This window comes from Ruegeria sp. L11 (assembly GCF_056531755.1).
In genome coordinates this window covers 710,463-732,637 of the sequence record NZ_JBQFMI010000001.1, presented here as the reverse complement: position 1 = coordinate 732,637, position 22,175 = coordinate 710,463, and the positions used below count along the sequence as shown (strand labels likewise).

At 57.0% G+C, this 22,175-nt stretch carries 25 protein-coding genes and 1 other RNA gene; 19 read left to right on the top strand and 7 right to left on the bottom strand.

Annotation, left to right across the window (positions count from 1 at the left end; translation table 11 throughout):
* Positions 1-75: 75 nt before the first annotated feature.
* The 6 genes from ACR0CE_RS03635 to ACR0CE_RS03610 all read right to left on the bottom strand — a co-directional run bounded on the left by ACR0CE_RS03635 (position 76) and on the right by ACR0CE_RS03610 (position 4,329).
* A complete protein-coding gene (locus ACR0CE_RS03635; protein ID WP_267364373.1) occupies positions 76-507 on the bottom strand; it encodes an ester cyclase in 432 nt (143 codons plus the stop codon).
* Between the two features lie 99 nt (positions 508-606).
* Positions 607-953: a transfer-messenger RNA gene (gene ssrA, locus ACR0CE_RS03630) on the bottom strand.
* A gap of 36 nt (positions 954-989) precedes the next feature.
* The gene (locus ACR0CE_RS03625; RefSeq protein WP_480481048.1) at positions 990-1,352 is read right to left on the bottom strand and encodes a DUF4345 family protein; all 363 of its coding nucleotides are present in this window, start codon (positions 1,350-1,352) and stop codon (positions 990-992) included.
* A gap of 65 nt (positions 1,353-1,417) precedes the next feature.
* On the bottom strand, positions 1,418-2,068 hold the full coding sequence (locus tag ACR0CE_RS03620; protein WP_480537820.1) for a hypothetical protein: 651 nt from the start codon (positions 2,066-2,068) through the stop codon (positions 1,418-1,420).
* A 13-nt stretch (positions 2,069-2,081) separates the two neighbouring features.
* The gene (locus tag ACR0CE_RS03615) at positions 2,082-3,482 is read right to left on the bottom strand and encodes a selenium-binding protein SBP56-related protein (protein ID WP_480545599.1); all 1,401 of its coding nucleotides are present in this window, start codon (positions 3,480-3,482) and stop codon (positions 2,082-2,084) included.
* Between the two features lie 115 nt (positions 3,483-3,597).
* On the bottom strand, positions 3,598-4,329 hold the full coding sequence (locus ACR0CE_RS03610) for a FadR/GntR family transcriptional regulator (protein ID WP_480830969.1): 732 nt from the start codon (positions 4,327-4,329) through the stop codon (positions 3,598-3,600).
* Positions 4,330-4,444: 115 nt separating this feature from the next.
* Here ACR0CE_RS03610 and ACR0CE_RS03605 point away from each other — a divergent pair, with 115 nt between their 5' ends.
* From ACR0CE_RS03605 to ACR0CE_RS03515, 19 genes are all read left to right on the top strand, one after another.
* The gene (locus ACR0CE_RS03605; RefSeq protein ID WP_480831223.1) at positions 4,445-5,209 is read left to right on the top strand and encodes a DUF2182 domain-containing protein; all 765 of its coding nucleotides are present in this window, start codon (positions 4,445-4,447) and stop codon (positions 5,207-5,209) included.
* 4 nt (positions 5,210-5,213) lie between these two features.
* Entirely contained in the window at positions 5,214-5,918 is a 705-nt protein-coding gene (locus ACR0CE_RS03600) for a DUF1326 domain-containing protein (protein WP_209596177.1), read from the top strand.
* 154 nt (positions 5,919-6,072) lie between these two features.
* The gene (locus ACR0CE_RS03595) at positions 6,073-6,207 is read left to right on the top strand and encodes a DinB family protein (protein WP_480564860.1); all 135 of its coding nucleotides are present in this window, start codon (positions 6,073-6,075) and stop codon (positions 6,205-6,207) included.
* On the top strand, positions 6,208-7,311 hold the full coding sequence (locus tag ACR0CE_RS03590) for a dimethylsulfoniopropionate demethylase (protein ID WP_480830966.1): 1,104 nt from the start codon (positions 6,208-6,210) through the stop codon (positions 7,309-7,311). It abuts the gene before it with no gap.
* A 104-nt stretch (positions 7,312-7,415) separates the two neighbouring features.
* Positions 7,416-8,411, top strand: a complete 996-nt coding sequence (gene acuI / locus ACR0CE_RS03585) for an acryloyl-CoA reductase (RefSeq protein WP_480830964.1) — start codon at positions 7,416-7,418, stop codon at positions 8,409-8,411.
* Positions 8,412-8,592: 181 nt separating this feature from the next.
* A complete protein-coding gene (frr, locus tag ACR0CE_RS03580) occupies positions 8,593-9,156 on the top strand; it encodes a ribosome recycling factor (protein WP_209596181.1) in 564 nt (187 codons plus the stop codon).
* A 9-nt stretch (positions 9,157-9,165) separates the two neighbouring features.
* Positions 9,166-9,897, top strand: a complete 732-nt coding sequence (locus ACR0CE_RS03575; protein WP_480505250.1) for an isoprenyl transferase — start codon at positions 9,166-9,168, stop codon at positions 9,895-9,897.
* Complete coding sequence (locus ACR0CE_RS03570; protein WP_480564848.1) at positions 9,894-10,676, top strand: phosphatidate cytidylyltransferase; 783 nt, start codon at positions 9,894-9,896, stop codon at positions 10,674-10,676. Before ACR0CE_RS03575 ends, ACR0CE_RS03570 begins: the two co-directional genes overlap by 4 nt.
* Positions 10,676-11,848: a 1-deoxy-D-xylulose-5-phosphate reductoisomerase gene (gene dxr / locus ACR0CE_RS03565; RefSeq protein ID WP_480830962.1), complete on the top strand. Its 1,173-nt coding sequence runs from the start codon at positions 10,676-10,678 to the stop codon at positions 11,846-11,848. Before ACR0CE_RS03570 ends, dxr begins: the two co-directional genes overlap by 1 nt.
* 4 nt (positions 11,849-11,852) lie before the next feature.
* The gene (rseP, locus tag ACR0CE_RS03560) at positions 11,853-13,205 is read left to right on the top strand and encodes an RIP metalloprotease RseP (protein WP_480584175.1); all 1,353 of its coding nucleotides are present in this window, start codon (positions 11,853-11,855) and stop codon (positions 13,203-13,205) included.
* Positions 13,206-13,284: 79 nt separating this feature from the next.
* On the top strand, positions 13,285-13,413 hold the full coding sequence (locus tag ACR0CE_RS03555) for a hypothetical protein (protein ID WP_267364732.1): 129 nt from the start codon (positions 13,285-13,287) through the stop codon (positions 13,411-13,413).
* Positions 13,414-13,541: 128 nt separating this feature from the next.
* Complete coding sequence (bamA, locus tag ACR0CE_RS03550) at positions 13,542-15,902, top strand: outer membrane protein assembly factor BamA (protein WP_480545594.1); 2,361 nt, start codon at positions 13,542-13,544, stop codon at positions 15,900-15,902.
* A gap of 6 nt (positions 15,903-15,908) precedes the next feature.
* Positions 15,909-16,487 (top strand): OmpH/Skp family outer membrane protein, encoded by a 579-nt coding sequence (locus ACR0CE_RS03545; RefSeq protein WP_480830959.1) that lies wholly within the window; start codon positions 15,909-15,911, stop codon positions 16,485-16,487.
* A gap of 73 nt (positions 16,488-16,560) precedes the next feature.
* Positions 16,561-17,034 (top strand): 3-hydroxyacyl-ACP dehydratase FabZ, encoded by a 474-nt coding sequence (gene fabZ / locus ACR0CE_RS03540; protein WP_480831221.1) that lies wholly within the window; start codon positions 16,561-16,563, stop codon positions 17,032-17,034.
* Positions 17,031-17,816, top strand: a complete 786-nt coding sequence (lpxA, locus tag ACR0CE_RS03535; RefSeq protein ID WP_480564843.1) for an acyl-ACP--UDP-N-acetylglucosamine O-acyltransferase — start codon at positions 17,031-17,033, stop codon at positions 17,814-17,816. Before fabZ ends, lpxA begins: the two co-directional genes overlap by 4 nt.
* 4 nt (positions 17,817-17,820) lie before the next feature.
* A complete protein-coding gene (locus ACR0CE_RS03530) occupies positions 17,821-18,615 on the top strand; it encodes an LpxI family protein (protein WP_480830957.1) in 795 nt (264 codons plus the stop codon).
* Positions 18,615-19,781 carry a lipid-A-disaccharide synthase gene (lpxB, locus tag ACR0CE_RS03525; RefSeq protein WP_480772673.1) on the top strand — a complete coding sequence of 389 codons (1,167 nt, stop codon included), beginning with the start codon at positions 18,615-18,617 and terminating at the stop codon, positions 19,779-19,781. Before ACR0CE_RS03530 ends, lpxB begins: the two co-directional genes overlap by 1 nt.
* Positions 19,774-20,349, top strand: coding sequence for a hypothetical protein (locus ACR0CE_RS03520; RefSeq protein WP_267364740.1), 576 nt, complete (start codon positions 19,774-19,776; stop codon positions 20,347-20,349). Before lpxB ends, ACR0CE_RS03520 begins: the two co-directional genes overlap by 8 nt.
* A 98-nt stretch (positions 20,350-20,447) precedes the next feature.
* Positions 20,448-20,993: a carboxymuconolactone decarboxylase family protein gene (locus tag ACR0CE_RS03515; RefSeq protein WP_480493210.1), complete on the top strand. Its 546-nt coding sequence runs from the start codon at positions 20,448-20,450 to the stop codon at positions 20,991-20,993.
* Here the strand turns inward: ACR0CE_RS03515 and mnmA are convergent.
* Positions 20,990-22,135, bottom strand: coding sequence for a tRNA 2-thiouridine(34) synthase MnmA (gene mnmA / locus ACR0CE_RS03510; protein ID WP_480493209.1), 1,146 nt, complete (start codon positions 22,133-22,135; stop codon positions 20,990-20,992). The two genes, ACR0CE_RS03515 and mnmA, sit on opposite strands and share 4 nt — an antisense overlap.
* Positions 22,136-22,175: the final 40 nt, after the last annotated feature.

The following is a 22,175-nucleotide window of genomic DNA, read 5'->3' as shown; positions in this document are numbered from 1 at the left end:
GGTGTTCGCAAGCTGACCCCCTGCATCAGTGCTACCGCGCAAGAACGTAGGGGGTCAAGTTTGCGTTTTGAACCGTCAGGCCCAGTCGAGCCGCTGACCGGTCATACACACGGGAAGGGTGTCGGCGGGAAACTGACCCATCTCTTCAAAGAACGAGATGAAATCGAAATGATTATACGCTTCGACCATCTTATTGTCCTTGAACCGGGCCATGACCTGACCGGTCACCTCCAAAGGGGCACCATTATCGGCCCGGCACGTCTGCACATGCAGGATGGCGGATACCCAATCGCCATTCTCGATGATCTTGGGCAAATCCACTTTGATATCCCCCAAGACATGACGAAAAGCCGTTACGAGGTCCCGAAAATCGTCTGCACCCACCTGCATTTCGGGGATCAGCCCCTCGGCCATGGTTTCGGGCGCAAAGAACTGATCGATCGCCTCGGTGTTTCCGTTTTCCCAAACCTCAGAATACCAGGATCTGAGTATCTCTGAATTCGTCATCCCAACGCTCCTGTCCAACTGCGAACACGATGGCAAAAAGGAATGAACAAACTCTGAATCTGCGCAAAGGCGGCATAAATCTCAGACATATTGGGGGGAAGTGCAGGTTTCTGTTGCCAGGTACCTGCGAACCCCGCCTTACGCGGCTAGGCGCAAGGACTTAAGTTTCGGTCTTGTTACTGCTTACGCAGCAACTGCAACCGGAGCACGATTGTCGTTTGCAATTGTACTGTTTTCGCCGGTAACGGTGGCAGACAGCCGAGACAAAGCTTACCCCTTTAGACGTTCGTCGATCCTGTTTCGGCCCCGTGATCCTCAAACGAAGGATTTTGGTGGAGCCGCCGGGTACCGCCCCCGGGTCCGATCCGCTTATTACGAGCGCGTTTATGTCCATAGTCCCGAAGGACACCTCATATATAGGTGAGGTCAGCGACGGATGCAAACCTGGATTGCACATCTTTGTTAGCTTTAATTACAGATCGTTACGCGGCCCTATTGAAGTTGGCGGCGATCAACCATGTCGCCAGAACCAGTTCGATTCCTCCAAAAGTCGCTGCCTTCAAAAAAGGCGGGTTATCTAGCGCCAGTGACAGGAAGCGGCCCAGTGCGGCACCGGCATAGACAATGCCCAACATCGTGTAGGCCATCGGAGAATTCAGCCAGATGACAGCAATGCCCGAGACGACAAACAGCCCTCCGACCGAAGCGCGCAGTTCGCTCAGACCCATGGTGCTGTTGGTGGGTGCCAGATCCAGCGCGTTGGCGGTATGAACTGGCGCCAGAAAGCCGAACAGGCCAAAACCGATTGTCAGCAACGCGGCAATGACATTCAGGGTCGTGATCATCCGGGCCTCATTGAATTGTAATATCAGCACCTGAGGATAGTGTGTTGCGGCCCAAAGGAAAGCGATTAAACCGCCGACCACAGCCCCAAAAGACCAACTAAAACAAGGCTGAGCGCCCAGATGAGTTCCAGGTTGAACCAGCTGCGGGACAGGAAACGCAGCCCCAGCCAACGATAAACAGCGAAGGCCAGAAACCCTCCGCCCAGAACCATGGCGGCGGTATGCAAGGCCGCAACTCCCAGAACCAGCAGACCGTTTGTTGTCATGATTTTGGAGATCGCCTGATGACCGGCATCCAGTTCATCCAACTGGCACAGACCAAGATAGATCGGAACCAGCATAAGGGCGGCCCCGTGGGCAAGCGCCACGAGAAACGACCACAGTGCCAGTTTGCTGGGCGGTATGCGCGACAGAAAACGGGGATGACGGCGGGTGATCGCAATGTATAGCCCCATCGCGATGACAATCAACGCAGCCCCGATGCGGATTTCCCGTTGATTGTCGACCAGAACGGCCATCAGCGCAAAAGGCAGAAGGACACCCAGCATGGCAACAAAATGCCCGCCGGCCAAAGCCGCCAGCGCGCGCCAGAGAGCGGATTGGCGCTGCTCCATCAGGGCCGAGGAAACCGCCAGCGGCCAGCCCATCCCGGGGTTCAGCCCGTGATACGCGCCGCTCAGAACAACGGCCAGCCAAAGGCCAGCCGTTGATGTCATCAGAATCTCCAATTCAGACCGAGGGGTAGCAGAAACTGTCGGTTGAGCAATCCCCCCCCTCCAGCCGGATTTGGTGGCTGCGATATCCTTTGGGGAAATCAACCCAGAATTTCGGGTCCAAAACCAGCCCGCCATTCTCGCCGACATCCGCCTTGACCATGGCCGCGCCGCCTTCTTCGGGATAGAACTGATCGTCCCACGTGGAATAAAGTGAATTGGTCCAATAAACGCGTTTACCATCGCGGCTGATCTCGACCATTTGTGGCCCATAGCCAAAGGTCTGTCCGTTCGGATGTTTGGTCTTTTTTACAATACCTCCGATTTCAACTTTCCCGGCAAGGGTCGGGTTCATCGGATCGGATACATCATATTGATGCATCTCGCCGGTGCCCCAGCAGGCGACATAAAGGTATTTGTCATCCAGGCTCAGGTCGATATCGGTGACCAGCGGTGGTACGGCGGCAAACCCCTTCAGAAGTTCAGGAAGATCATCTGGATCAGCGGGTTGTGGGTCGATGGTGATCGTTTTCTTGGCTTCGAACGTGCCATCTTCATTGCGCCACCACGTAAAGATTGCGCCTTGCAGGTTGGTGGTATCGACGACAACACCACAGAACCCGTATTGTTTGACCGGGTCATGCGCGGGCCGGATTTCCAGCGCCATCTGGTGGTTTTCGCCCAGATCGATGGTTTGGATATTGGTCCGGTTGCGCAGGTTCCAGAAATGGATGCGGTGACCGTATTTGTTCGAAAGCAGATCCTCGGCCACTAGCCCGTTTTCAAATTGCGGGGGAAGGCCCCATTCGGAACTGACCATGTAATCGCGCGGCAGATTCCACCAGAAATCATAGTGCTTGTCCTGCACGCCGCGCTCAATCTCATAGCGCCCGATGATCTCGAAGGTTTCACAATCCATGATGAAAATACCCGGAGGGCCATCCATGCCGTCCTCACCGCCGCCGCCCAGCGTGCTCACATAGATGCCTTCCGGCCCGCAATGGATCGTGTGTGGTCGTGAATACCCTGTTTTGTCAAAGACTTCCTCGGGTTCGATGATCTTGTGAATCTTCGCCTCAAGCGGGTTCTTTACATCGATGATGTATATCCGGCTCGACCGGATGCCGGGGATAATCAGATAGCGACGTTCCAGAAACGCATGACCACTGAGCGGTGACAGCGACGACGAACAGGCATTCCAACCAAAATGGTGAAACTCGTCGCCTTTTTCGGGCATGATCACCTGATGCACGATCTTCCCGAAATCGGCCGAGGTTGGATCGACATTCACTACTGCCAGCCCGTCGGGTTGCGAAAAATCGGGGCTGAGCATCAGCGTGAAAGCAAGCGTTTCTGCGGGGCCCTTCATCGCCAGCTTGGCCGAAGGATAAAAGGTTGGGTCCGGTCTTTTGTTCATAACGTCCTCCCGTAAATCATTGTCATTCAATTCTTATTGAGAGTTCCGGTCTTGATGCCGGATGACATTCTGCCTGCTCGACCTCTGCCTTTAAAGTATGTTTCCGTTTAAGCCTTCAGGCCGGTTTCCGTTTGCGTTCGGCCACATTGTGGGCCAGTTGCTGTGTGTAATATTCCAGATCGACCAGCGCGGCGTCGACGGTATCTGCGTCTCTGGCCTCAAGCGCGTCTGCAATTCTGGTGTGCAATGCGATGATTTCTTCGCGCGAACGTGCCGTGAAGGTAATCATGTTCATCAAAGGCTGCATCGCCTCGACCGCGCCAGCCAGTTGATAGGACAGGACCGGGTTGTCGGCCCCGTCTACCAGGGCCCTGTGAAAGGTGACGTCTGAGGCACAAAACGCCTCATCCGTCAGACCGGGCTGGGACTGGCGAAAGATTTCCGCCCGCATCGTGGCAAGCTGATCCGCCGTTCGTCGTTGGGCAGACAGGGGGGCACAGGCCCGTTCCAGCGCATAGCGGGCCTCGCAGGCCGTATCAAAGCTGACCGCGTTCATCGACAGCAGCAGGGTCGAGGTCGTGATCTGCTGCGAATAGGCATCTTCGAAACTCAGACGGTTTACGAACGCACCTCCGGTTGCGCCACGCTGCGTGCGGATCAGGGATTGCGCCGCCAGTCGTTTCAAAGCCTCACGCACAGTTGGGCGCGAGACTTGAAATTGCTCGGAAAGTTCCGCTTCCGAGGGTAGGCGCGCATCCACGATCAACTCGCCTGAGACAATCGCGTCCCGGATGGCATGTGCAATCTGGGCAGACAGGTCGGCGGTTTTCCGAGGCGCGGTTTTCATGTTCAGAAGACCCTGAGCAAATTTTTATTTGTCTGACATTTAAAAGTCTGACATTTGAAAAGCAAGAGAGTTGAGTCGGGAGGCCGAAGTGAGTCGTACTTGGCTACGCAGCGGAATGTGGCTGGGCTTTTATGTCCTGATCCTGTGGGCATGGTGGGTCATGTTCGCGATGGGCCGCGACATGGACTTGGACCTGATCGGTCGTCCGGGGCCCATGGGGCAGGCGATGGCTGCGATGGACCCGCGCATGGACATGTACATGCCCATGGCCGAGTTTGGCACGCTGTTCTGGATGTGGGCGATCATGATGGCGGCCATGATGCTGCCAACGCTTGTTCCGACCCTGCGCAGCTATGACGACCTGATCCAAAGCGCCAATGGCACCCGTGCCGGGTGGCTGGGTGTGCTTGCAGGGTATTCCTTGGTCTGGGTCGGATTTGCGGCTGTGATCGCGGGAACGCAACTGGCTTTGCTGTTTGGTGGTGTGATCGACATGCTGGGCATTGCCAGATCCGGCTGGGTTGCGGGCGGGTTGATGATCGCGGTTGGCGCGTTTCAGTTCTCGCGCGTCAAAGAGGTCTGCCATGGCGTGTGCCACGCCCCAATGACCTATTTCCTGGGCCATTGGAAAACCGGATTTGCGGGCGGTGTGCGCATGGGGCTGGGCCTTGGTGCCTTCTGCGTCGGATGCTGCTGGGGTTTCATGGCGCTGGGATTTGTGGGCGGCGTCATGAGCCTGTTGTGGATGGGTCTTGCGACCCTGTTCATGGTATTGGAGAAACTTCCCCAGATCGGGCATGCTGTGACCCGGCCAATGGGGTTTGCGCTGATTGCGGGCGGTCTTGTTCTGCTCGTTTATCCAATTAGCTACGGAGGATAAGCCAATGGCTAAGAACAGAAAACCAGACGCCGACCGGTTGCCCGTCAGCCAACGCATCGACAGCCGGATGCCCAATCCCAAACGGCGCGAGATGAGTCCGACGGACTGGGCCATCAAGGGTGAGTTGATCCTGAACTGCTCGTGTGATGTGTTCTGTCCCTGCGTCGTTTCACTGGGCGCGCACCCTCCGACCGAAGGGCATTGCCATGCCTGGATGGGTATTATCGTTGATGAGGGCCATTATGAGGGCGAGGACCTGTCGGGTCTGAATGTCGGCCTGCTTGTGGATATTCCCGGCCGGATGGGTGAAGGCCAGTGGAAAGTGGCGGCTTACGTCGACGAACGCGCCAGCGGCAAAGCCTATAACGGGCTGCTGCAAATCTTCAGCGGGCAGGCGGGCGGTACCACCGGTCTGTTCACCATGCTCGTCAGCGAAATCATCGGAGCCGAACGGGCGCCGGTTCAGATCGAGCGCGACGGCACCAAACGCCGCATCATGATCGGTCGCAAGATTCAGGGTGAGATCGAGATGTTGGCGGGCAAAGACCCCGAGCATCCCGTGATGGTTTCAAACTCAAAATACTGGATGGGACCGGACATCATCGTGGCGCGCGGCACCAAATCGAAAGTGCGCGACTACGGTCGCGTTTGGGATTTTGGTGGCAAGTCCGCTGAGATTTGCCCGATTGATTGGCACGGGCCCAAATGATGATCACAGGCGCGTTTGCGCAAGATGTGGCGCGCCAAAAACACTGGCAAAACTCGCAGTTGGCCGCGTTTCTGCATTAGCTGTCGCATCAGGAACTGACCTGTTTATCGGGCCAATCACCTGTTGCTTAGTCGTAAAAGAGGTCGATGTCACAATGCCTTACGAAAACTATGTGATCCATTTCTTCAACCATCAGACCCACCACCGGGGTCAAATGCGCAAGATGCTGACCGAAGTTGGGTCGCAAGCGCCCGTCAGCGATATCATTTTTATGCCCAAGGAGGTTTGAATGCCGCAGATTTCCGCCTCTCGCCGCTTGCGGCGCACACCGTTTTCAGAAGGGGTCGAGGCCGCAGGGGTCAAAGGATACACGGTTTATAACCGTATGCTGTTGCCCACGGTCTTCGAAAGCGTCCAAGTCGATTACCGGCACCTGAAATCCCACGTGCAGGTCTGGGATGTCGCATGCGAGCGGCAGATCGAGCTACGCGGACCGGACGCCGCGCGCCTGATGCAGATGCTGACCCCGCGCGATTTGCGGGGGATGTTGCCGGGGCAATGTTTCTATGTCCCCATCGTGGATGAAACCGGCGGTATGCTGAATGACCCGGTTGCGGTAAAACTGTCCGAAGACCGCTGGTGGATTTCAATCGCTGACAGCGATCTGTTGTTGTGGGTCAAGGGAATCGCCGTTGGATATCGTCTGGACGTGCTGGTGGACGAACCGGATGTGTCACCTCTTGCTGTTCAGGGTCCCAAAGCCGACGATCTGATGGCGCGTGTCTTTGGCGACCGGGTGCGCGACATCCGGTTCTTCAAATTCGATATGTTCCAGTTTGAAGGTCGCGATCTGGCTGTGGCGCGATCGGGTTATTCCAAACAAGGCGGGTTCGAGATTTATGTGGAAGGCAGCGATATCGGCATGCCCCTGTGGAACGCTCTGTTTGCAGCAGGGGAAGATTTGCAGGTGCGCGCCGGGTGCCCGAACCTGATCGAACGGATTGAAGGCGGTCTGCTGTCTTATGGCAATGACATGACCGACGACAACACCCCGCATGAGTGCGGTTTGGGCAAGTTCTGCAATACACATACCGCGATTGGCTGTATCGGCAGGGACGCGTTGCTGCGCGTGGCCAAGGAGGGGCCTGTTCAGCAAATCCGCCCCGTCGCCATTGCGGGCGATCCGGTGCCGGGCTGTGACCGACCATGGGGCCTTTACGCGGACAGCAAGCGTGTGGGGCAGGTGACCTCGGCCGCGTGGTCACCCGATTTCAACACCAACGTCGCCATTGGCATGGTACGCCTGAGCCATTGGGATTCGGGAACGGAGCTGGACGTGGAAACACCAGATGGAATGCGCCGCGCGACCGTGCAGTCACGTTTCTGGATTTAAAGGGGATTTGGGGGCGCTGCCCCCGTCGCTGCGCGACTCCCCCGGGATATTTAGGGCCAGGTGAAGCAACGGGCCGGTTACAGAAACACGAAAGGAATTGAGAGATGTTCAATGCACTTGTGATGGACAAGGACGAAGAAAGCGGTTTGGCGAGCGCGTCGGTCAGGCAGCTTACGCTGGATGATCTGCCGCATGGCGACGTCACGGTCGCGGTTGAATATTCCACAGTGAACTACAAGGACGGTCTGTGTCTGTCCCCCAAGGGGGGCGGTTTGGTGCGGGCGTATCCGCATGTCCCCGGAATTGATTATGCCGGTACCGTCGAGGCATCTTACGACGCGCGTTACAAGCCCGGTGACAAGGTCGTTCTGACCGGGTGGCGGGTAGGTGAAGCGCACTGGGGTGGTTATTCGCAGAAAGCCAGTGCCAAAGCGGACTGGCTTGTGCCTCTGCCGGATGGGCTTGACGCCCGGCAAGCGATGGCTGTTGGGACTGCCGGGTTTACCGCGATGCTGGCCGTGATGGCGCTGGAGGATCACGGGCTGACCCCCGATCGCGGCCCAGTTCTGGTAACCGGGGCGGCCGGTGGTGTTGGGTCTGTGGCCACTGCCATTCTGGGCCATCTCGGGTATGAGGTGGCCGCCGTGACCGGGCGACCTGAAACCGGCGATTATCTGAAATCGCTGGGCGCAACGACAATAGTGCCCCGCGATGAGCTGAATGAGACAACCAAGCGCCCGCTGGAAAGTGAAACCTGGGCGGGTTGCGTGGATGCCGTGGGCGGTGCGATGCTGGCGCGTGTGCTTGGGCAAATGAAATACGGCTGTTCGGTCGCGGCCGTGGGTCTGGCGGGTGGCGCGGCGCTGCCTGCAACGGTGATTCCCTTCCTGCTGCGCGGTGTGAACCTTCTTGGCATCGACAGTGTGATGCAGCCCTATGAAAACCGGGTTCGTGCCTGGAAAAGGATTGCAACCGACCTGCCGATGGACAAGCTTGAGTCGATGATACAACCAGCTGCCTTGTCCGACCTTCCGCAACTGGGTGCCGATATCCTGAAAGGGCAGGTCAAAGGGCGCGTTGTTGTCGATGTGAATGCCTGAGCGCAGTTGACAGCCTAAACCCGATACGATGCCGTGTCGGGTTTTGCGAAGGCGCGTTTGGTACAAAATGATCGCAACACCTCTGGCCATTGGTACAAAACCGCCTCATGATTGCTATACATCCCAAATGTGATGGCGTAAGACCCATCCAAAGAGTACCTGAATACGGGGAGTGAGCAGCATGTCTGACGACTTCGAACTGGACACCGATGACCTGAAACGCCGCATGGATGGCGCAATGGTCAATCTGAGAACCGAATTTGCCTCGCTGAGAACCGGGCGCGCATCGGCCTCGATGCTGGAACCTGTCATGGTCGACGCATATGGTTCGATGACACCGATCAACCAGGTGGGCACCGTCAACGTGCCAGAGCCGCGCATGGTCACTATAAATGTGTGGGATAAGTCATTGGTCGGGAAGGTTGAAAAAGCCATTCGCGAAAGCGGACTGGGCATCAACCCGCAGCTGAACGGCACCATCATCATGCTGCCGATTCCCGAGTTGAACGAAGAGCGTCGCCGTGAACTGGGCAAGGTCGCTGGCCAATATGCGGAAAGCGCCCGGATCGCGATCCGCAATGTGCGCCGGGATGGCATGGATCAGATCAAAAAGGCAAAGGCGGACGGTATGTCTGAAGACGATCAGAAGCTGTGGGAAAGCGAAGTGCAGGATCTGACGGATGCGATGATCAAGGCAGTCGATACAGCGCTTGAAACCAAGCAAACTGAAATCATGCAGGTCTGATCTGGTCTGATGCCGAAAGATCCCCAAACCGATCCGGTCTGCGGTCCGCGCCATGTCGCTATCATCATGGATGGCAATGGCCGCTGGGCACAGGCGCGTGGTCGCCCAAGGCTGTTTGGGCACCATGCCGGAGCGCGGCGTGTTCGCGAGGTTGTCGAGGCCTGCCCGCATCTGGGGATCAAGTACCTGACAGTGTTTGCATTCTCGACTGAGAATTGGAAGCGAACGCAGGTTGAGGTGGCCGGGTTAATGAGCCTGTTTCGGCGCTACATCATCAAGGAGACACGGACCCTGGCGGATAATGGCATCCGGGTACGGTTCATTGGCGATCGGGTACGGTTGGATTCGAAACTGACCGAATTGATGGATTCACTGGAAGAAGAAACCAAGGACAACGACCTTGTTCATCTGACAGTCGCACTGAACTATGGCGGTCGGGACGAGGTGGCGCGCGCCACCAAGCGCCTTGCGCGGGATGTGGCCGACGGGCGGCTTAAACCCGAGGATGTGGATGAAGAAACGTTACCTAAGTATCTGGATACACGCGTTCTTCCGGATCCTGACCTTGTCATTCGGACCAGTGGCGAAGCACGGATTTCGAACTTTCTGCTGTGGCAGTCCGCCTATTCCGAGTACGAATTCATAGATACCTTGTGGCCGGATTTCACCGCGGCGGAACTCGAAAGGCTTTGTCGCAACTACGGGGCCAGAGAACGCCGTTACGGGGCGGTTCTGGCATGAGTGATGGCCGGTGGTCTGATCTGACGAGCCGGGTCCTTTCTGCCGCCGTTCTGGTTGCGATAGGGGCCATTGAAGTCTGGCTTGGTGGTCTCTGGTTCGAGGTCTTCATTGCGGCTGCTTGTGGCCTGATGACCTGGGAACTGGTTCGGATGATCGACCCTGAAAGCCAGGGTGTGGCCGTCCAGTTGGGCGTTCTGACTGCGATTGCGGTTATCCTCAGCTACCACCTGCCGGCGCTATACACGCTCCCGGTCGTGCTTGCGCCGGCTTTGGTGGGCATGGGACAGATCAGCCGTTCGAAACCCCTGTACGGCTTGTTCGCGGTCTGGATTGTTGCGGCTGGTCTGGGTTTCATATCCATTCGCGAAAACTCGGGTTTTGGCTGGATGGTCTGGCTGATCGCGGTGGTGGTTGCCACCGATGTGGCGGGCTATTTTGTGGGTAAAATGGTCGGTGGACCCAAGTTCTGGCCAAAGGTCAGCCCTAAGAAAACATGGTCGGGAACGGCAGGCGGATGGGCTGCTGCGGCCTGTGTCGGTATCGCCTTTGCAAGCCACGCGGGTTTCGGCTTTGCCTTTGTTGTTGTTTCCGTTCTCGCATCAATGGCCAGTCAGGCGGGTGACATAATCGAAAGCGCGATCAAACGTAAATTCGGGGTCAAGGACAGTTCAAATCTGATCCCCGGCCATGGCGGCTTTCTGGATCGGTTCGACGGCATGATGGGGGCTGCGGTGTTTGTTCTGATCGCAGGGCTTCTGTACACGCCGGGTGAGATGTAATGCGACGGATTTCCGTTCTTGGGGCCACGGGGTCGATCGGGCAAAACACGCTTGATCTGATTTCGCGTAAACCCGAAGACTATGATGTGGTGGCCCTTACCGGCGGCGCGAATATTCGACAACTTGCTGATGACGCTCGTCGGTTGCGTGCCGATTTGGCTGTCACGGCACATGAAGACAGGTTGGAGGACCTGCGCGCCGCACTGGCCGGAAGTGGGGTCGAAGCGGCGGCCGGGCCGCGTGCGATCGCCGAGGCCGCAGCGCGCCCGGCGGATTGGGTCATGTCAGCCATCGTCGGAGCAGCGGGCCTTGCGCCTGGGATCGAAGCCCTGAAACAAGGAACAACACTGGCCTTGGCCAACAAGGAAACATTGGTCTGCGCAGGATCGTTGGTTCTGGACACTGCAAAAAACCATGACGCGCGTTTGCTTCCTGTCGACAGTGAACATTCGGCGGTGTTTCAGGCATTGGTTGGTGAAGATATCGACGCTGTCGAGAGGGTGATTATCACCGCAAGTGGCGGAGCGTTCCGCGATTGGCCGCTGAAAGATCTGGCAAACGCCACCGTCGAACAAGCGTCCAGCCATCCGAATTGGGATATGGGCCAGCGGATCACGATCGACAGTGCCTCGATGTTCAACAAGGCGCTGGAAGTCATAGAAACAAAAGAATATTTCGGAGTTTCCCCGGATCAGATCGAAGTTTTGGTTCATCCCGAATCCATTGTCCATGCAATGGTCGGGTTTCGGGATGGCGCGATGATGGCACATATGGGCGCCCCCGATATGCGCCACGCCATTGGGTATGCGTTGCACTGGCCCGACAGGCAGGAGCTGCCGGTTCAGCGGCTGGACCTCGCAAAGCTGGGACAGCTGCGCTTTAACGAACCGGATCTGACACGCTATCCAGCCCTGAAACTCGCCTGGGACGTGATGCAGCGTGGTGGGCTGGCTGGCGCAGTATTCAATGCCGCCAAGGAACGCGCGCTGGATCACTTCATTGCGGGCCGGATCGGCTTTCTTGATATGGCGGATACCGTTTCTGCCGTATTGGACAGGTTTGACGCAACGGGTGGCCTTATTGATGCCCCGATGACACTTGATAACGTGCAGCAAACCGACCATCTGGCACGTCAGTGGGTCGATAACACTGTGATGGAACGAGCAGGATAGAAATTTGGACGTACTTTCGCTGATCCCGCAATTCGGCAATCTGCTGTGGACGATTGTTGCCTTTGTTATTGCGCTGTCGGTCATTGTGGCCGTGCATGAATATGGCCATTACATTGTGGGCCGGTGGTCTGGTATCCATGCCGAAGTCTTTTCGCTCGGGTTTGGACCGGTGCTCTGGAGCCGCAAGGATAAGCGCGGAACCAAGTGGCAGATCGCAGCGTTGCCTTTTGGTGGATACGTGAAATTTCTGGGCGATGCCAATGCGGCCTCGGGCAAGGATGAAGAGGCGATGGAAGACATCGCGACCCAAAATCCTGAGGAGTTGCGCCGCACCATGCACGGCGCCCCGCTATGGGCACGGGCAGCAACTGTCGCGGCTGGCCCGGTCTTTAATTTCGCCATGTCCATTCTGGTTTTTGGCCTGATCTTCTGGTCACAGGGCGTGTCGCGTGAACCCCTGACCGTTGGCGCGTTGCAGCCTTTGCCAGGCACCGTGCAGGAATTGCGCGAGGGAGATGTGATTACGGCTATCGCCGGTCGTCCGACACCGGACTATGACGAAGAAGTCGCATGGAAGGAGTTCATCGATCAGCTGCCTGTTCAACCGGTTCTGGATTATTCCGTGATCCGCGATGGCCAACCCCTTGAGGTTCAGGCCCCCTGGATGCTTCCGCCGCTGATCCGTCAGGTTGCTCCGCGTAGCGCGGCTATGGATATCCAACTGAAGCAAGGGGATGTCATCACCTCGGTCAATGGTGAACCAATCTTTGCCTTCGAACAGCTAAAGGATCATGTCGAAGGATCGGACGGTCGCGTCTTGCTGCTTGAAGTCTGGCGGGATGGGTCCGAGTTGGAATTTGCCCTGGCGCCCCGGCGCACGGATGAACCGCAGCCTGATGGTGGTTTTGTCACCCATTGGCGCATCGGAATCGTCGGTGGCATGATGCTTGAGCCTGCTACCGTACCGGCTGGTCTTTTTGATTCCCTAAAGGGCGGTGTCATCCAGACTGGCCGCATCATCGAAGGGTCCTTGTCCGGCATGTGGCACATGGTGACAGGTGCAATCAGCACCTGCAACATCTCGGGGCCAATCGGAATTGCCGAAACTTCGGGGGCGATGGCCAGCCAGGGGGCGCAGAATTTTATCTTCTTCATTGCTGTCCTGTCGACGGCGGTCGGGTTGTTGAACCTGTTTCCCATTCCGGCGTTGGATGGCGGACATCTCGTCTTCTACGCCTACGAAGCCATTGCCGGGAAACCGCCCAGCGACCGGGCGTTGCGAATACTCATGGGCATTGGAATCTCGATCATTCTAACCCTGATGCTGTTTTCGGTCAGCAACGACCTGTTCTGCTGAATGTGGCGGCTGGAGCAGATTCCAGCCGCATTACCGCCATATTTTAGCGCTACAACATTCCCGTCTAAAGGGAACAGTCATGTCCAAAACGCTGAAAAAATCGTATCAAAGCTTTAGCTTCCTGTTCATGTTGAATTGGGATGTTATGCTGAGTTTTGCCGTTACAGCGTTGGCGATGGCTGGGGCCGCCTATCTGGCGGGAATGTGATTCTCGGGAAAATCGTAGGTCTGTTGTCGCGAAGCCGTCTGCCTAACTGCTTCGATATCGCCTTTTGACAAGCTCATTCAATCCCGTTACTCAGCATTAAAGTCTCAAAATTCTGGGTAGAGCATAAAATGACTGACAGGCGAGACGCAGGCACATCCTGCGGGGGGCATATGCCGACAAACAATATTTTGTGGCAGGCGCTAACGGTTTTTTTCCTTTTTGTTGCGGTAAGTTTACTGGCGTTTCCGCATGCGGCATCGGCGCAAAACTACACAATCAACTCGTTCGATGTTGAAGGGAACCGCCGGATCGAAACCGGAACAATTATCGCTCGGACCGGAATCGAACCGGGCCAGACTGTAACTGCCGGGCAGCTTAACGATGCCTATCAGCGTTTGCTTGACAGTGGTGTATTTGAGACAGTTGAACTGACGCCGCGCGGCACGACTCTGGTCATTCAGGTCCAGGAATATCCAACGATCAACCAGATCAGCATCGAAGGGAACGCTCGCGTCAAAGACGACGTTCTTCTGGACGTGATCTCGTCGCAACCCCGCCGGGTCTTTACGCCACAGGCGGCCGAAGCAGACGCCGACACCATTGCCGAAGTGTATTCCGCCCAGGGTCGCGTCGCGGCAACCGTTATTCCTCGCATTATCCGTCGCAGCGACAACCGGGTTGATCTGGTCTTTGAAGTGGCAGAAGGCACGACCATTGAGGTCGAGCGCGTCAGCTTTGTCGGCAACCGCGCCTATTCGGACCGGAGGCTGCGCCGGGTTCTGGAAACCAAGCAGGCAACCTTCCTGCGGACGTTCTTCCGTAACGACACGTTTATCGGCGACCGCATTGAATTCGACAAACAGGTCATTCGCGATTTCTACCTGTCGCGGGGCTATATCGATTTCCGTGTGAACAGCGCCAACGTTGAATTCACCCGCGAACGGGATGCGTTCTTTCTGGTGATGAACGTCACCGAAGGCCAAAAGTTCTCGTTTGGAAAGATCACGACGGTTAGTGAAATTCCCGGCGTTGATGCAGCGCCTTATCAGGATGTGCTGAAAATCAAACCGGGCGTGACGTATACGCCGACGCTGGTGGAAAACTCGATCGCGCGGCAAGAACGCCTTGGGTTGAAACAGGGTGTCGATTTCCTGCGGGTTGAACCGCGTGTGACGCGCAATGACCGTGATCTTACCCTGGACATTGAATTTGTTCTGACGAAAGGTCCGCGGATTTTTGTTGAACGGATCGATATCGAAGGCAACACCACCACGCTGGACCGTGTGATCCGCCGCCAGTTTGACACTGTAGAAGGTGACCCCTTCAACCCGCGTGAAATCCGTCAGGCCGCGGAACGCATCAATGCGCTTGGGTTCTTTGCAGTTGCGGAGGTCGAGCCTCGGGAAGGATCGTCACCCAGCCAGGTCATTCTGGATGTGGATGTCGAGGAACAGCCTACAGGTTCGCTGAGCCTTGGCGGCAGCTACTCGGTCACAGACGGCTTCGGGATTGCAATCGGCCTGAACGAGGCAAACTTCCTGGGACGCGGTCAGAATCTTGGTGTTTCGATCTCGACAGCACAGGATTCAGAACAGTACACGATTAACTTTACCGAACCCTATTTGCTGGGCCGAAAGCTGCGTTTCGATCTTGGACTGGGACTGTCGGCAACCAATTCCGGCTTTGCCAGCTACGACACGAGCTCGTTGTTCTTCACACCTCAGCTGACCTATGCAATCGGTGAACTGTCCGCTCTTCGTCTGCGCTATGGCTGGGACCGCAGCGAGATGACGCAACAAAGCAATCAGACCAATGGCGCAGTGATCGCATCCGAGATCGCACAAGGCAAACGGACGTCCAGTTCACTGGGACTGTCCTACATTTATGACAGCCGGATTGGTGGTCTGGACCCGAATTCTGGTGTTCTGTTCGAGGTAGGCGTCGACGCGGCAGGCCTTGGCGGTGATAACAAGTATTTCAAAACCACTGCGCGCGGTATCGCTCAAACGCGGGTCTGGAATGAAGAAGTGGTACTACGGGCCACATTGGAGCTGGGTGCGTTGAATTGGAGTGGAAATGACTTCAGCCGCACCGTCGACCGTTTTGTGTTGGGGCCTCGTACTTTCCGCGGTTTTGAGCCTGCGGGTCTTGGCCCGCGTGATTTGTCCAATGGTCAGGACGATGCCATCGGCGGCAACTATTACTGGGTCGCGCGTTTTGAAACCGATTTTCCCTTGGGTCTGCCCGAGGAACTGGGCCTGCGGGGCGGTCTGTTCTATGACGTTGGAAACCTTTACAACATCAACGATGTGAACACCGCAGGGGCAAATATCGTTGGCGCAGACGGGTCCATTCGTCACGTTATCGGTATCTCGGTCTTGTGGGAAACGCCGTTTGGACCTTTGCAGTTCAACTTTTCGAAGGCTCTGAAAAAGGAGACGTTTGACAAGGAACAGAACTTTGACCTGACCATTCAGGCCCGGTTCTGATCTGCGATGACGAACAGGTTCTTTACCTCGATACAGGGCCCGCTTTGGGCCCTGTGTGCATTTATGATGCTGTTTCAGGCCCTTTCGGCTGATGCGCAGCAGCTGGGTGTTCCGCAAGCCAGCGTGGTTACGTTGTCCGGTGAGCAGCTGTTCAAGAATTCCGCATTTGGGCAACGTGTGTTGCGCGAGATCGAAAAAGAAAGCGCAATGCTTGCGGAAGAAAATGAACGGATTGTCGCGGAACTCAGCCGAGAAGAAAAAGACCTGACCGAAAAGCGCACGACCATGCCAGCAGAGGAGTTTCGCCCGCTGGCCGAAGCGTTCGATGTCAAGGTTCAGTCCCATCGCGACGGGCAAAGGGCAAAGCTTGACGCGCTGGCACGTCGCAGCGAGGAAGCGCAACAAACGTTTTTCGAAATAGTTCGCCCGATCCTTGTTGATTTGCTACGCGAATTTGGTGCCAGCGTGATCATCGAACGCTCTAATGTCGTTGTAAGCACGTCTGATATCACAGAGGCTGCGATAATCCGCGTGAACACAGCAATTGGCGATGGCAGCGGACTTCAAAAGGACACAAGCGAATAGGTTCGCTTGCCCTTGCGAGGCTGTATTGCTAACCACGCTGAAAAAGAAACATCCAGAACAGGATAACCGCATCATGACAACGGAAACCAAAAGTGCCGATATTCAGTTGATCCAAAGGATCCTGCCGCATCGTTATCCGTTTTTGCTGGTCGACAAGGTGGTGGACATCTCTGGCTATCAATCGGCTCGAGGTATTAAGAACGTCACCATGAACGAGCCGCATTTCCAGGGCCACTTCCCGGGAACACCGATCATGCCGGGTGTTACCATCGTCGAGGCGATGGCGCAGACCGCAGGCGTAATGCTGGGCGTAGGGATGGATGTCATCGACACCGAGTTGCTGATCTATTTCATGAGCATAGACAAATGCAAATTCCGCAGGAAAGTTGTTCCTGGCGACGTCCTGGAAATGCATGTCGAAACGGTTCGCGGCAAGAAAGGTGGCAAGCTTTTCAAATTCAACGGCCGCGCAACTGTTGATGGTGAAGTGGCCGCCGAGGCAGAATTCTCGGCCTATGTCGATTGGGATATGGAAAAAACAACATGAGCCGTATCCACCCCAGCGCGATTATCGAAGACGGGGCGCAGATCGGGCAGGATTGCGTCATCGGTCCTTTTAGCTATGTGGGCGCCAATGTAAAACTGGCTGATCGGGTCGAACTGAAGTCTCATGTCGTTGTGACCGGTGACACATCGATTGGCGAAGACACCGTGATCTTTAATTTTTCGGTGATCGGTGAGATTCCGCAGGACCTGAAATTTGGCGGTGAAAACACGCGCCTTGAAATCGGTCAGCGCAACCGCATTCGCGAGCACGTGACGATCAATACCGGGACCGAAGGTGGCGGCGGTGTAACCCGGATCGGGGATGATTGCCTGCTGATGGCAGGTGTTCATGTGGCCCATGACGTGCAGATCGGCAACCGGGTTATCATGGTGAACCACGCAGGGGCAGCTGGTCACTGCATCGTCGAGGATGATGTGATCGTCGGTGGCATTTCGGGCCTGCACCAGTGGGTGCGTGTTGGTCGCGGGGCGATCATCGGTGCGCTCACCATGGTGCCAAAGGACGTCATTCCCTACGGTTTGGTACAAGCCTCCCGGGGTGAGCTTGAAGGTCTGAACCTCGTGGGTCTCAAGCGTAAAGGTGTTTCGCGCGAAGACATCTCGGCGTTGCGTGCCGCGTTCAAGGAGCTGTCTGAAGGCGATGGAACATTCATGGATCGCGCCTACCGTCTTGGTCAGGGTAACGACAGCGACTATGTGCAGCGGATCGTTGATTTTGTCACCGGACACAGCGATCGGTCGTTCCTGACACCGAGGAAATAGGAACATGCTTGCGTTGATTGCGGGAACCGGGGCACTGCCGACCGAATTGGTTGCCCAACTGGCGGAACGTCCGCTGATCTGCGCGATGGAAGGGTTCCTGCCGGATGATCTGGTCGCAGATATCGTGTTTCCGCTTGAACAGCTTGGCAGTTTTATTGCCGGGCTTCAGGCGAAGGGCGTGACCGAGATTTGTATGGCCGGCGCAGTTCGGCGCCCGAAGGTTGATCCTAAACGTATTGACGCGGCGACGATGCCATTGGTTCCGGTGATCCAGCAGGCCATGCTGTCGGGTGATGACGGAGCATTGCGGGCTGTCATTGGCCTGTTGGAAGGCGCAGGATTGCGGGTGTGCGCCGCGCATGAAATCGCCCCTGGCCTGTTGCCGCCTTTGGGCTGTCTGACTGATGTGCACCCATCCGAGAGTGATATGGCAGATGCAGACCGCGCTGCCGGAATTCTGCGGGCCATGGGGGCTGTGGATATTGGTCAGGCCTGTGCAGTCTCAAAAGGGCAGGTGTTGGCAATCGAAGGCATCTTTGGAACCGCCTGGATGCTTCAATCCCTGACGCAACGCCCGGACGCGGGGGGCGGCATACTGTTCAAAGGCCCAAAGCCCGATCAAGATCGGCGTGCTGATCTGCCTGCCATCGGGCCCAACACCGTCACGGATGCGGTCGCGGCAGGCTTGTCTGGCATCGTTCTGGAAAAGGGCGGTGTGCTGGTTTTGGAAAAAGAACAGGTCATCGCCGAATGTAACCGTCTTGGGCTGTTCCTGTATATTCGCGAGCGGGCGGTCTGATGCGCGTCTTTCTGGTCGCCGGTGAACCTTCGGGCGACCGGCTGGGCGGCGCGTTGATGGAGGGGCTGAAATCCCTGATCCCCGATATTGAGTTCGACGGGGTGGGCGGACCTTTGATGGCTGCTCAGGGGCTGACCAGCCGGTTTCCGATGTCGGAACTTTCGGTGATGGGTTTGATCGAGGTTCTGCCGAAGTTTTTCCACCTCAAGCGTCGAATCTCGGAGACCGCGCAAGCAGTGTTGGACACGCGGCCGGACGTTCTGATCACCATCGACAGCCCCGATTTCAGCCTGCGTGTCGCCAAAATCGTCAAAGTCGCCAGTGGTATTCGCACCGTGCATTACGTTGCGCCCAGTGTCTGGGCCTGGCGTCCGGGGCGGGCGGATAAAATGGCAAAGGTCATCGACCATGTGCTGGCACTGCTTCCGTTCGAGCCGCCATACATGGAGCGGGCAGGGATGGAGTGCGACTTTGTCGGCCACCCTGTTGCCAGCGAACCGACGGCAACACAGGCCGAGATTGCGGCCTTCCGGAGCAGGTACGACCTAGGGGATGCACCAGTCCTGCTGGCTCTGCCCGGATCGCGACGGGGTGAGATCGAACGTCTGGCAGACACGTTCGGTGAGGCATTGCGGCTGTTTTTGACGGACCATCCCAGTTATCGTGTCGTGGTTCCAACCGTGGGTGCGACAACTGACCTGGTCAACGCTCTGACGCAAAGCTGGCCGGGCGCACCAATAGTGCTCGACCCGCGACAAATGGGGGCCGGGCAAGCCACGGTCGAAAAACGCGCGGCTTTTGGCACGGCATGTATCGCGCTGGCCGCTTCGGGTACGGTTTCTTTGGAACTGGCGGCGCAGAATACACCTATGGTGATCGCCTACAAACTCAATTGGCTGACCCAGAAAATGGCCGAACGCATGGTCAAGCTGGACACTGTTACATTGGTCAATCTGGTATCTGAAACACGCGCCGTGCCTGAATGCCTGCTGAACGATTGCCAGCCGGACAAGATCGCCAAAGCCCTGCATGATGTGACCAATGCCCCTGACGCTCAGCAACTCGCGATGAACCTGACAATGGAACGGTTGGGGCGCGGAGGAGAAGCTCCGGGGTTGCGGGCGGCACGAGCTGTGCTGGACAGAATGCAGATTAAGCATGCTTGATCACACGCTGTTCGCCGCTTCAGCCGGGGTTGCCATGATATCCACCAATCTGGACAATCTGGCCGTCCTACTGGGTTTGATATTGGTGATCGAGCAACGCCGCGCCATCATTGGCTTTGCCGTCGCGCAGACAATTGTTCTGACATTGGCCATGACCGTCGCATTGGGTGTTGACCAGAGCGGCGCACCGTTTTGGATCGGGTTTCTGGGTCTTGTACCACTGGCCTTTGGTTTGCGCGGAATCTGGCGGCAGTTTTTCGGGGCCAACTCTGAAGGAACCGAGGTAAAAGGGGCCGTAACATCGGTGGTTACCCTGTTCCTGAGCCTGTCGATTGACAGTTTCGCGGTCATGACACCGCTATTGGCGGAGTCTGCCCCTTCATACCGTGTTGCCGCCTTGATCGGCGCAGCACTGGCCGCTTCAGTTCTGGTCGTAGTTGCCGCCTGGGGCGCACCTCGGGCCAAAAGCCTTGGGCCACGCGTGGCCCGTATGGATCGGATCGCCCCATATATCATGGTCTGCGTCGGGCTTTACATCCTCTTCAATTCGCCCACGGATGCCCTGTAACAGACCTGTTTCGGCATTCCGTCGCGGGTTTGTTATCCGCGACCGTCTGTTGCAGCGGTGCGGACTTAAGATATCCTCGCTGAAAAGGAGATTTCATCATGACCCGCATCCCCCCTTTGTCAGACCCTGAGATGGCAGACGAGACACGCGCGTCACATGCGGCTTTGGGTGCTTATGGCCCGTTCGACAATTGGGCCCGGGTTGCCGCACATTGTCCACCGGTTCTGGAACATGTCGCCGGCATGTTGACGGCGTTGCGGGAACAGCAAACTTTGCCGCGTCGTGCGCTGGAACTGGCCATGGTGACGGTTTCCAAATTGAACGCCTGTGACTACTGCGTCTCGCATCATACTCCACTGTTGACGGTTGCAGGTCTCAGCCCCGAAGGCGCGGCGCGTTTGCCAGATGTCGACAACCACCCCGAACTGGACGCGTGCGACAAGGCCGTCGTGCGATACGCCGAGGCTGTAACGACACGATCAGGCCGTATACGCGACGCCGAGGTTTCCGGCCTGCGGGACTGGTTCAGCGATGCCCAGATTGTCGAGTTAACCTGGCGCATCGCATTGTGCGGTGCATTCAACCGGTTCAACGATGCGCTTCAGATCCAGATCGAACCCGAGGTTGAACCCGTTTCAGCCTAGTACCCACGCCAGATCCAGCCGCCGCCAAAGATGCGGCTGCCTTCTGAGGCATAGAAGACGCAGGCCTGACCGGGCGAGATGCCTTCTTCGGGTGTCAGCAATTCAACTTCGGCAGTGGTGTCGGACAGCGGTCGAATAATGGCCTCGCGCGGGGGGCGGGTCGAACGGACCTTGACTGAAAGGTGCCATTCTTCGCGCGAAGTGAAGGGTTCATCGCCCAGCCAGTTGATCTCACGCACGGGAACGACACGCGTTGCCAGCATCTCTTTGGGGCCGACGACGACCTGTTTCTTGTCCACGTCCAGCTTGACCACATAAAGCGGCTCGCTCAGGCCGCCGATGCCCAGGCCGCGCCTTTGGCCGATCGTGTAGTGGATCACACCGTTATGCTGTGCCAGTACGTGGCCATCGGCATGAACAATCTCGCCCGGTTCCGCAGCACCGGGGCGCAGCTTTTCAATGACGCTGGCATAGTTGCCGTCGGGCACAAAGCAGATGTCCTGACTGTCGGGCTTGTCCGCCACAGACAACCCATATTGAGCCGCCATTTCGCGGGTCGCGTCTTTTGAGGGCAAATGACCAAGCGGGAAGCGCAGGAAATCAAGCTGTTCCGGCGTTGTCGAAAACAGGAAATAGGATTGGTCCCGGTTGGCATCTTCGGCGCTGTGCAGTTCCGGGCCGTCTGGCCCCATTTTGCGCTGGATATAGTGCCCGGTGGCCATACAGTCGGCCTCAAGATCCTTGGCGGTTTCCAGAAGGTCCTTGAATTTTACCCGCTCGTTGCAGCGAATGCAGGGGACGGGTGTTGCGCCTGCCAGATAGCTTTCCGCGAACTCATCGATCACCGCGTCTTTGAAGATGTTTTCGTAGTCCAGAACATAGTGGGGAAACCCACGCTCTTCTGCTACGCGGCGCGCATCGTGGATATCGATCCCGGCACAACACGCCCCTTTCTTGGCCAGAGCCGCGCCATGGTCATAGAGTTGCAGTGTCACCCCCACCACATCATAGCCCTGATCGGCCAAGTAGGCCGCGACGACAGAGCTATCGACGCCCCCTGACATGGCCACAACCACCCGCGTTTCCGACGGCGGTTTGGCAAAGCCAAGCGAGTTCAGCGGGGTCTCGGTGTCGAGGGCCATTGGCGGTTCCTGTCCGGGTTAAGAAAGACCGGCAGAATAT

Excerpts from the sequence above, each read along its gene's own strand:
- ACR0CE_RS03635 (WP_267364373.1), bottom strand. The coding sequence starts at position 507 with ATGACGAATTCAGAGATACTCAGATCCTGGTATTCTGAGGTTTGGGAA.
- ACR0CE_RS03625 (WP_480481048.1), bottom strand. The coding sequence starts at position 1,352 with ATGATCACGACCCTGAATGTCATTGCCGCGTTGCTGACAATCGGTTTT.
- ACR0CE_RS03620 (WP_480537820.1), bottom strand. The coding sequence starts at position 2,068 with ATGACATCAACGGCTGGCCTTTGGCTGGCCGTTGTTCTGAGCGGCGCG.
- ACR0CE_RS03615 (WP_480545599.1), bottom strand. The coding sequence starts at position 3,482 with ATGAACAAAAGACCGGACCCAACCTTTTATCCTTCGGCCAAGCTGGCG.
- ACR0CE_RS03610 (WP_480830969.1), bottom strand. The coding sequence starts at position 4,329 with ATGAAAACCGCGCCTCGGAAAACCGCCGACCTGTCTGCCCAGATTGCA.
- ACR0CE_RS03605 (WP_480831223.1), top strand. The coding sequence starts at position 4,445 with ATGTGGCTGGGCTTTTATGTCCTGATCCTGTGGGCATGGTGGGTCATG.
- ACR0CE_RS03600 (WP_209596177.1), top strand. The coding sequence starts at position 5,214 with ATGGCTAAGAACAGAAAACCAGACGCCGACCGGTTGCCCGTCAGCCAA.
- ACR0CE_RS03595 (WP_480564860.1), top strand. The coding sequence starts at position 6,073 with ATGCCTTACGAAAACTATGTGATCCATTTCTTCAACCATCAGACCCAC.
- ACR0CE_RS03590 (WP_480830966.1), top strand. The coding sequence starts at position 6,208 with ATGCCGCAGATTTCCGCCTCTCGCCGCTTGCGGCGCACACCGTTTTCA.
- acuI (WP_480830964.1), top strand. The coding sequence starts at position 7,416 with ATGTTCAATGCACTTGTGATGGACAAGGACGAAGAAAGCGGTTTGGCG.
- frr (WP_209596181.1), top strand. The coding sequence starts at position 8,593 with ATGTCTGACGACTTCGAACTGGACACCGATGACCTGAAACGCCGCATG.
- ACR0CE_RS03575 (WP_480505250.1), top strand. The coding sequence starts at position 9,166 with ATGCCGAAAGATCCCCAAACCGATCCGGTCTGCGGTCCGCGCCATGTC.
- ACR0CE_RS03570 (WP_480564848.1), top strand. The coding sequence starts at position 9,894 with ATGAGTGATGGCCGGTGGTCTGATCTGACGAGCCGGGTCCTTTCTGCC.
- dxr (WP_480830962.1), top strand. The coding sequence starts at position 10,676 with ATGCGACGGATTTCCGTTCTTGGGGCCACGGGGTCGATCGGGCAAAAC.
- ACR0CE_RS03555 (WP_267364732.1), top strand. The coding sequence starts at position 13,285 with ATGTCCAAAACGCTGAAAAAATCGTATCAAAGCTTTAGCTTCCTGTTC.
- bamA (WP_480545594.1), top strand. The coding sequence starts at position 13,542 with ATGACTGACAGGCGAGACGCAGGCACATCCTGCGGGGGGCATATGCCG.
- ACR0CE_RS03545 (WP_480830959.1), top strand. The coding sequence starts at position 15,909 with ATGACGAACAGGTTCTTTACCTCGATACAGGGCCCGCTTTGGGCCCTG.
- fabZ (WP_480831221.1), top strand. The coding sequence starts at position 16,561 with ATGACAACGGAAACCAAAAGTGCCGATATTCAGTTGATCCAAAGGATC.
- lpxA (WP_480564843.1), top strand. The coding sequence starts at position 17,031 with ATGAGCCGTATCCACCCCAGCGCGATTATCGAAGACGGGGCGCAGATC.
- ACR0CE_RS03530 (WP_480830957.1), top strand. The coding sequence starts at position 17,821 with ATGCTTGCGTTGATTGCGGGAACCGGGGCACTGCCGACCGAATTGGTT.
- lpxB (WP_480772673.1), top strand. The coding sequence starts at position 18,615 with ATGCGCGTCTTTCTGGTCGCCGGTGAACCTTCGGGCGACCGGCTGGGC.
- ACR0CE_RS03520 (WP_267364740.1), top strand. The coding sequence starts at position 19,774 with ATGCTTGATCACACGCTGTTCGCCGCTTCAGCCGGGGTTGCCATGATA.
- ACR0CE_RS03515 (WP_480493210.1), top strand. The coding sequence starts at position 20,448 with ATGACCCGCATCCCCCCTTTGTCAGACCCTGAGATGGCAGACGAGACA.
- mnmA (WP_480493209.1), bottom strand. The coding sequence starts at position 22,135 with ATGGCCCTCGACACCGAGACCCCGCTGAACTCGCTTGGCTTTGCCAAA.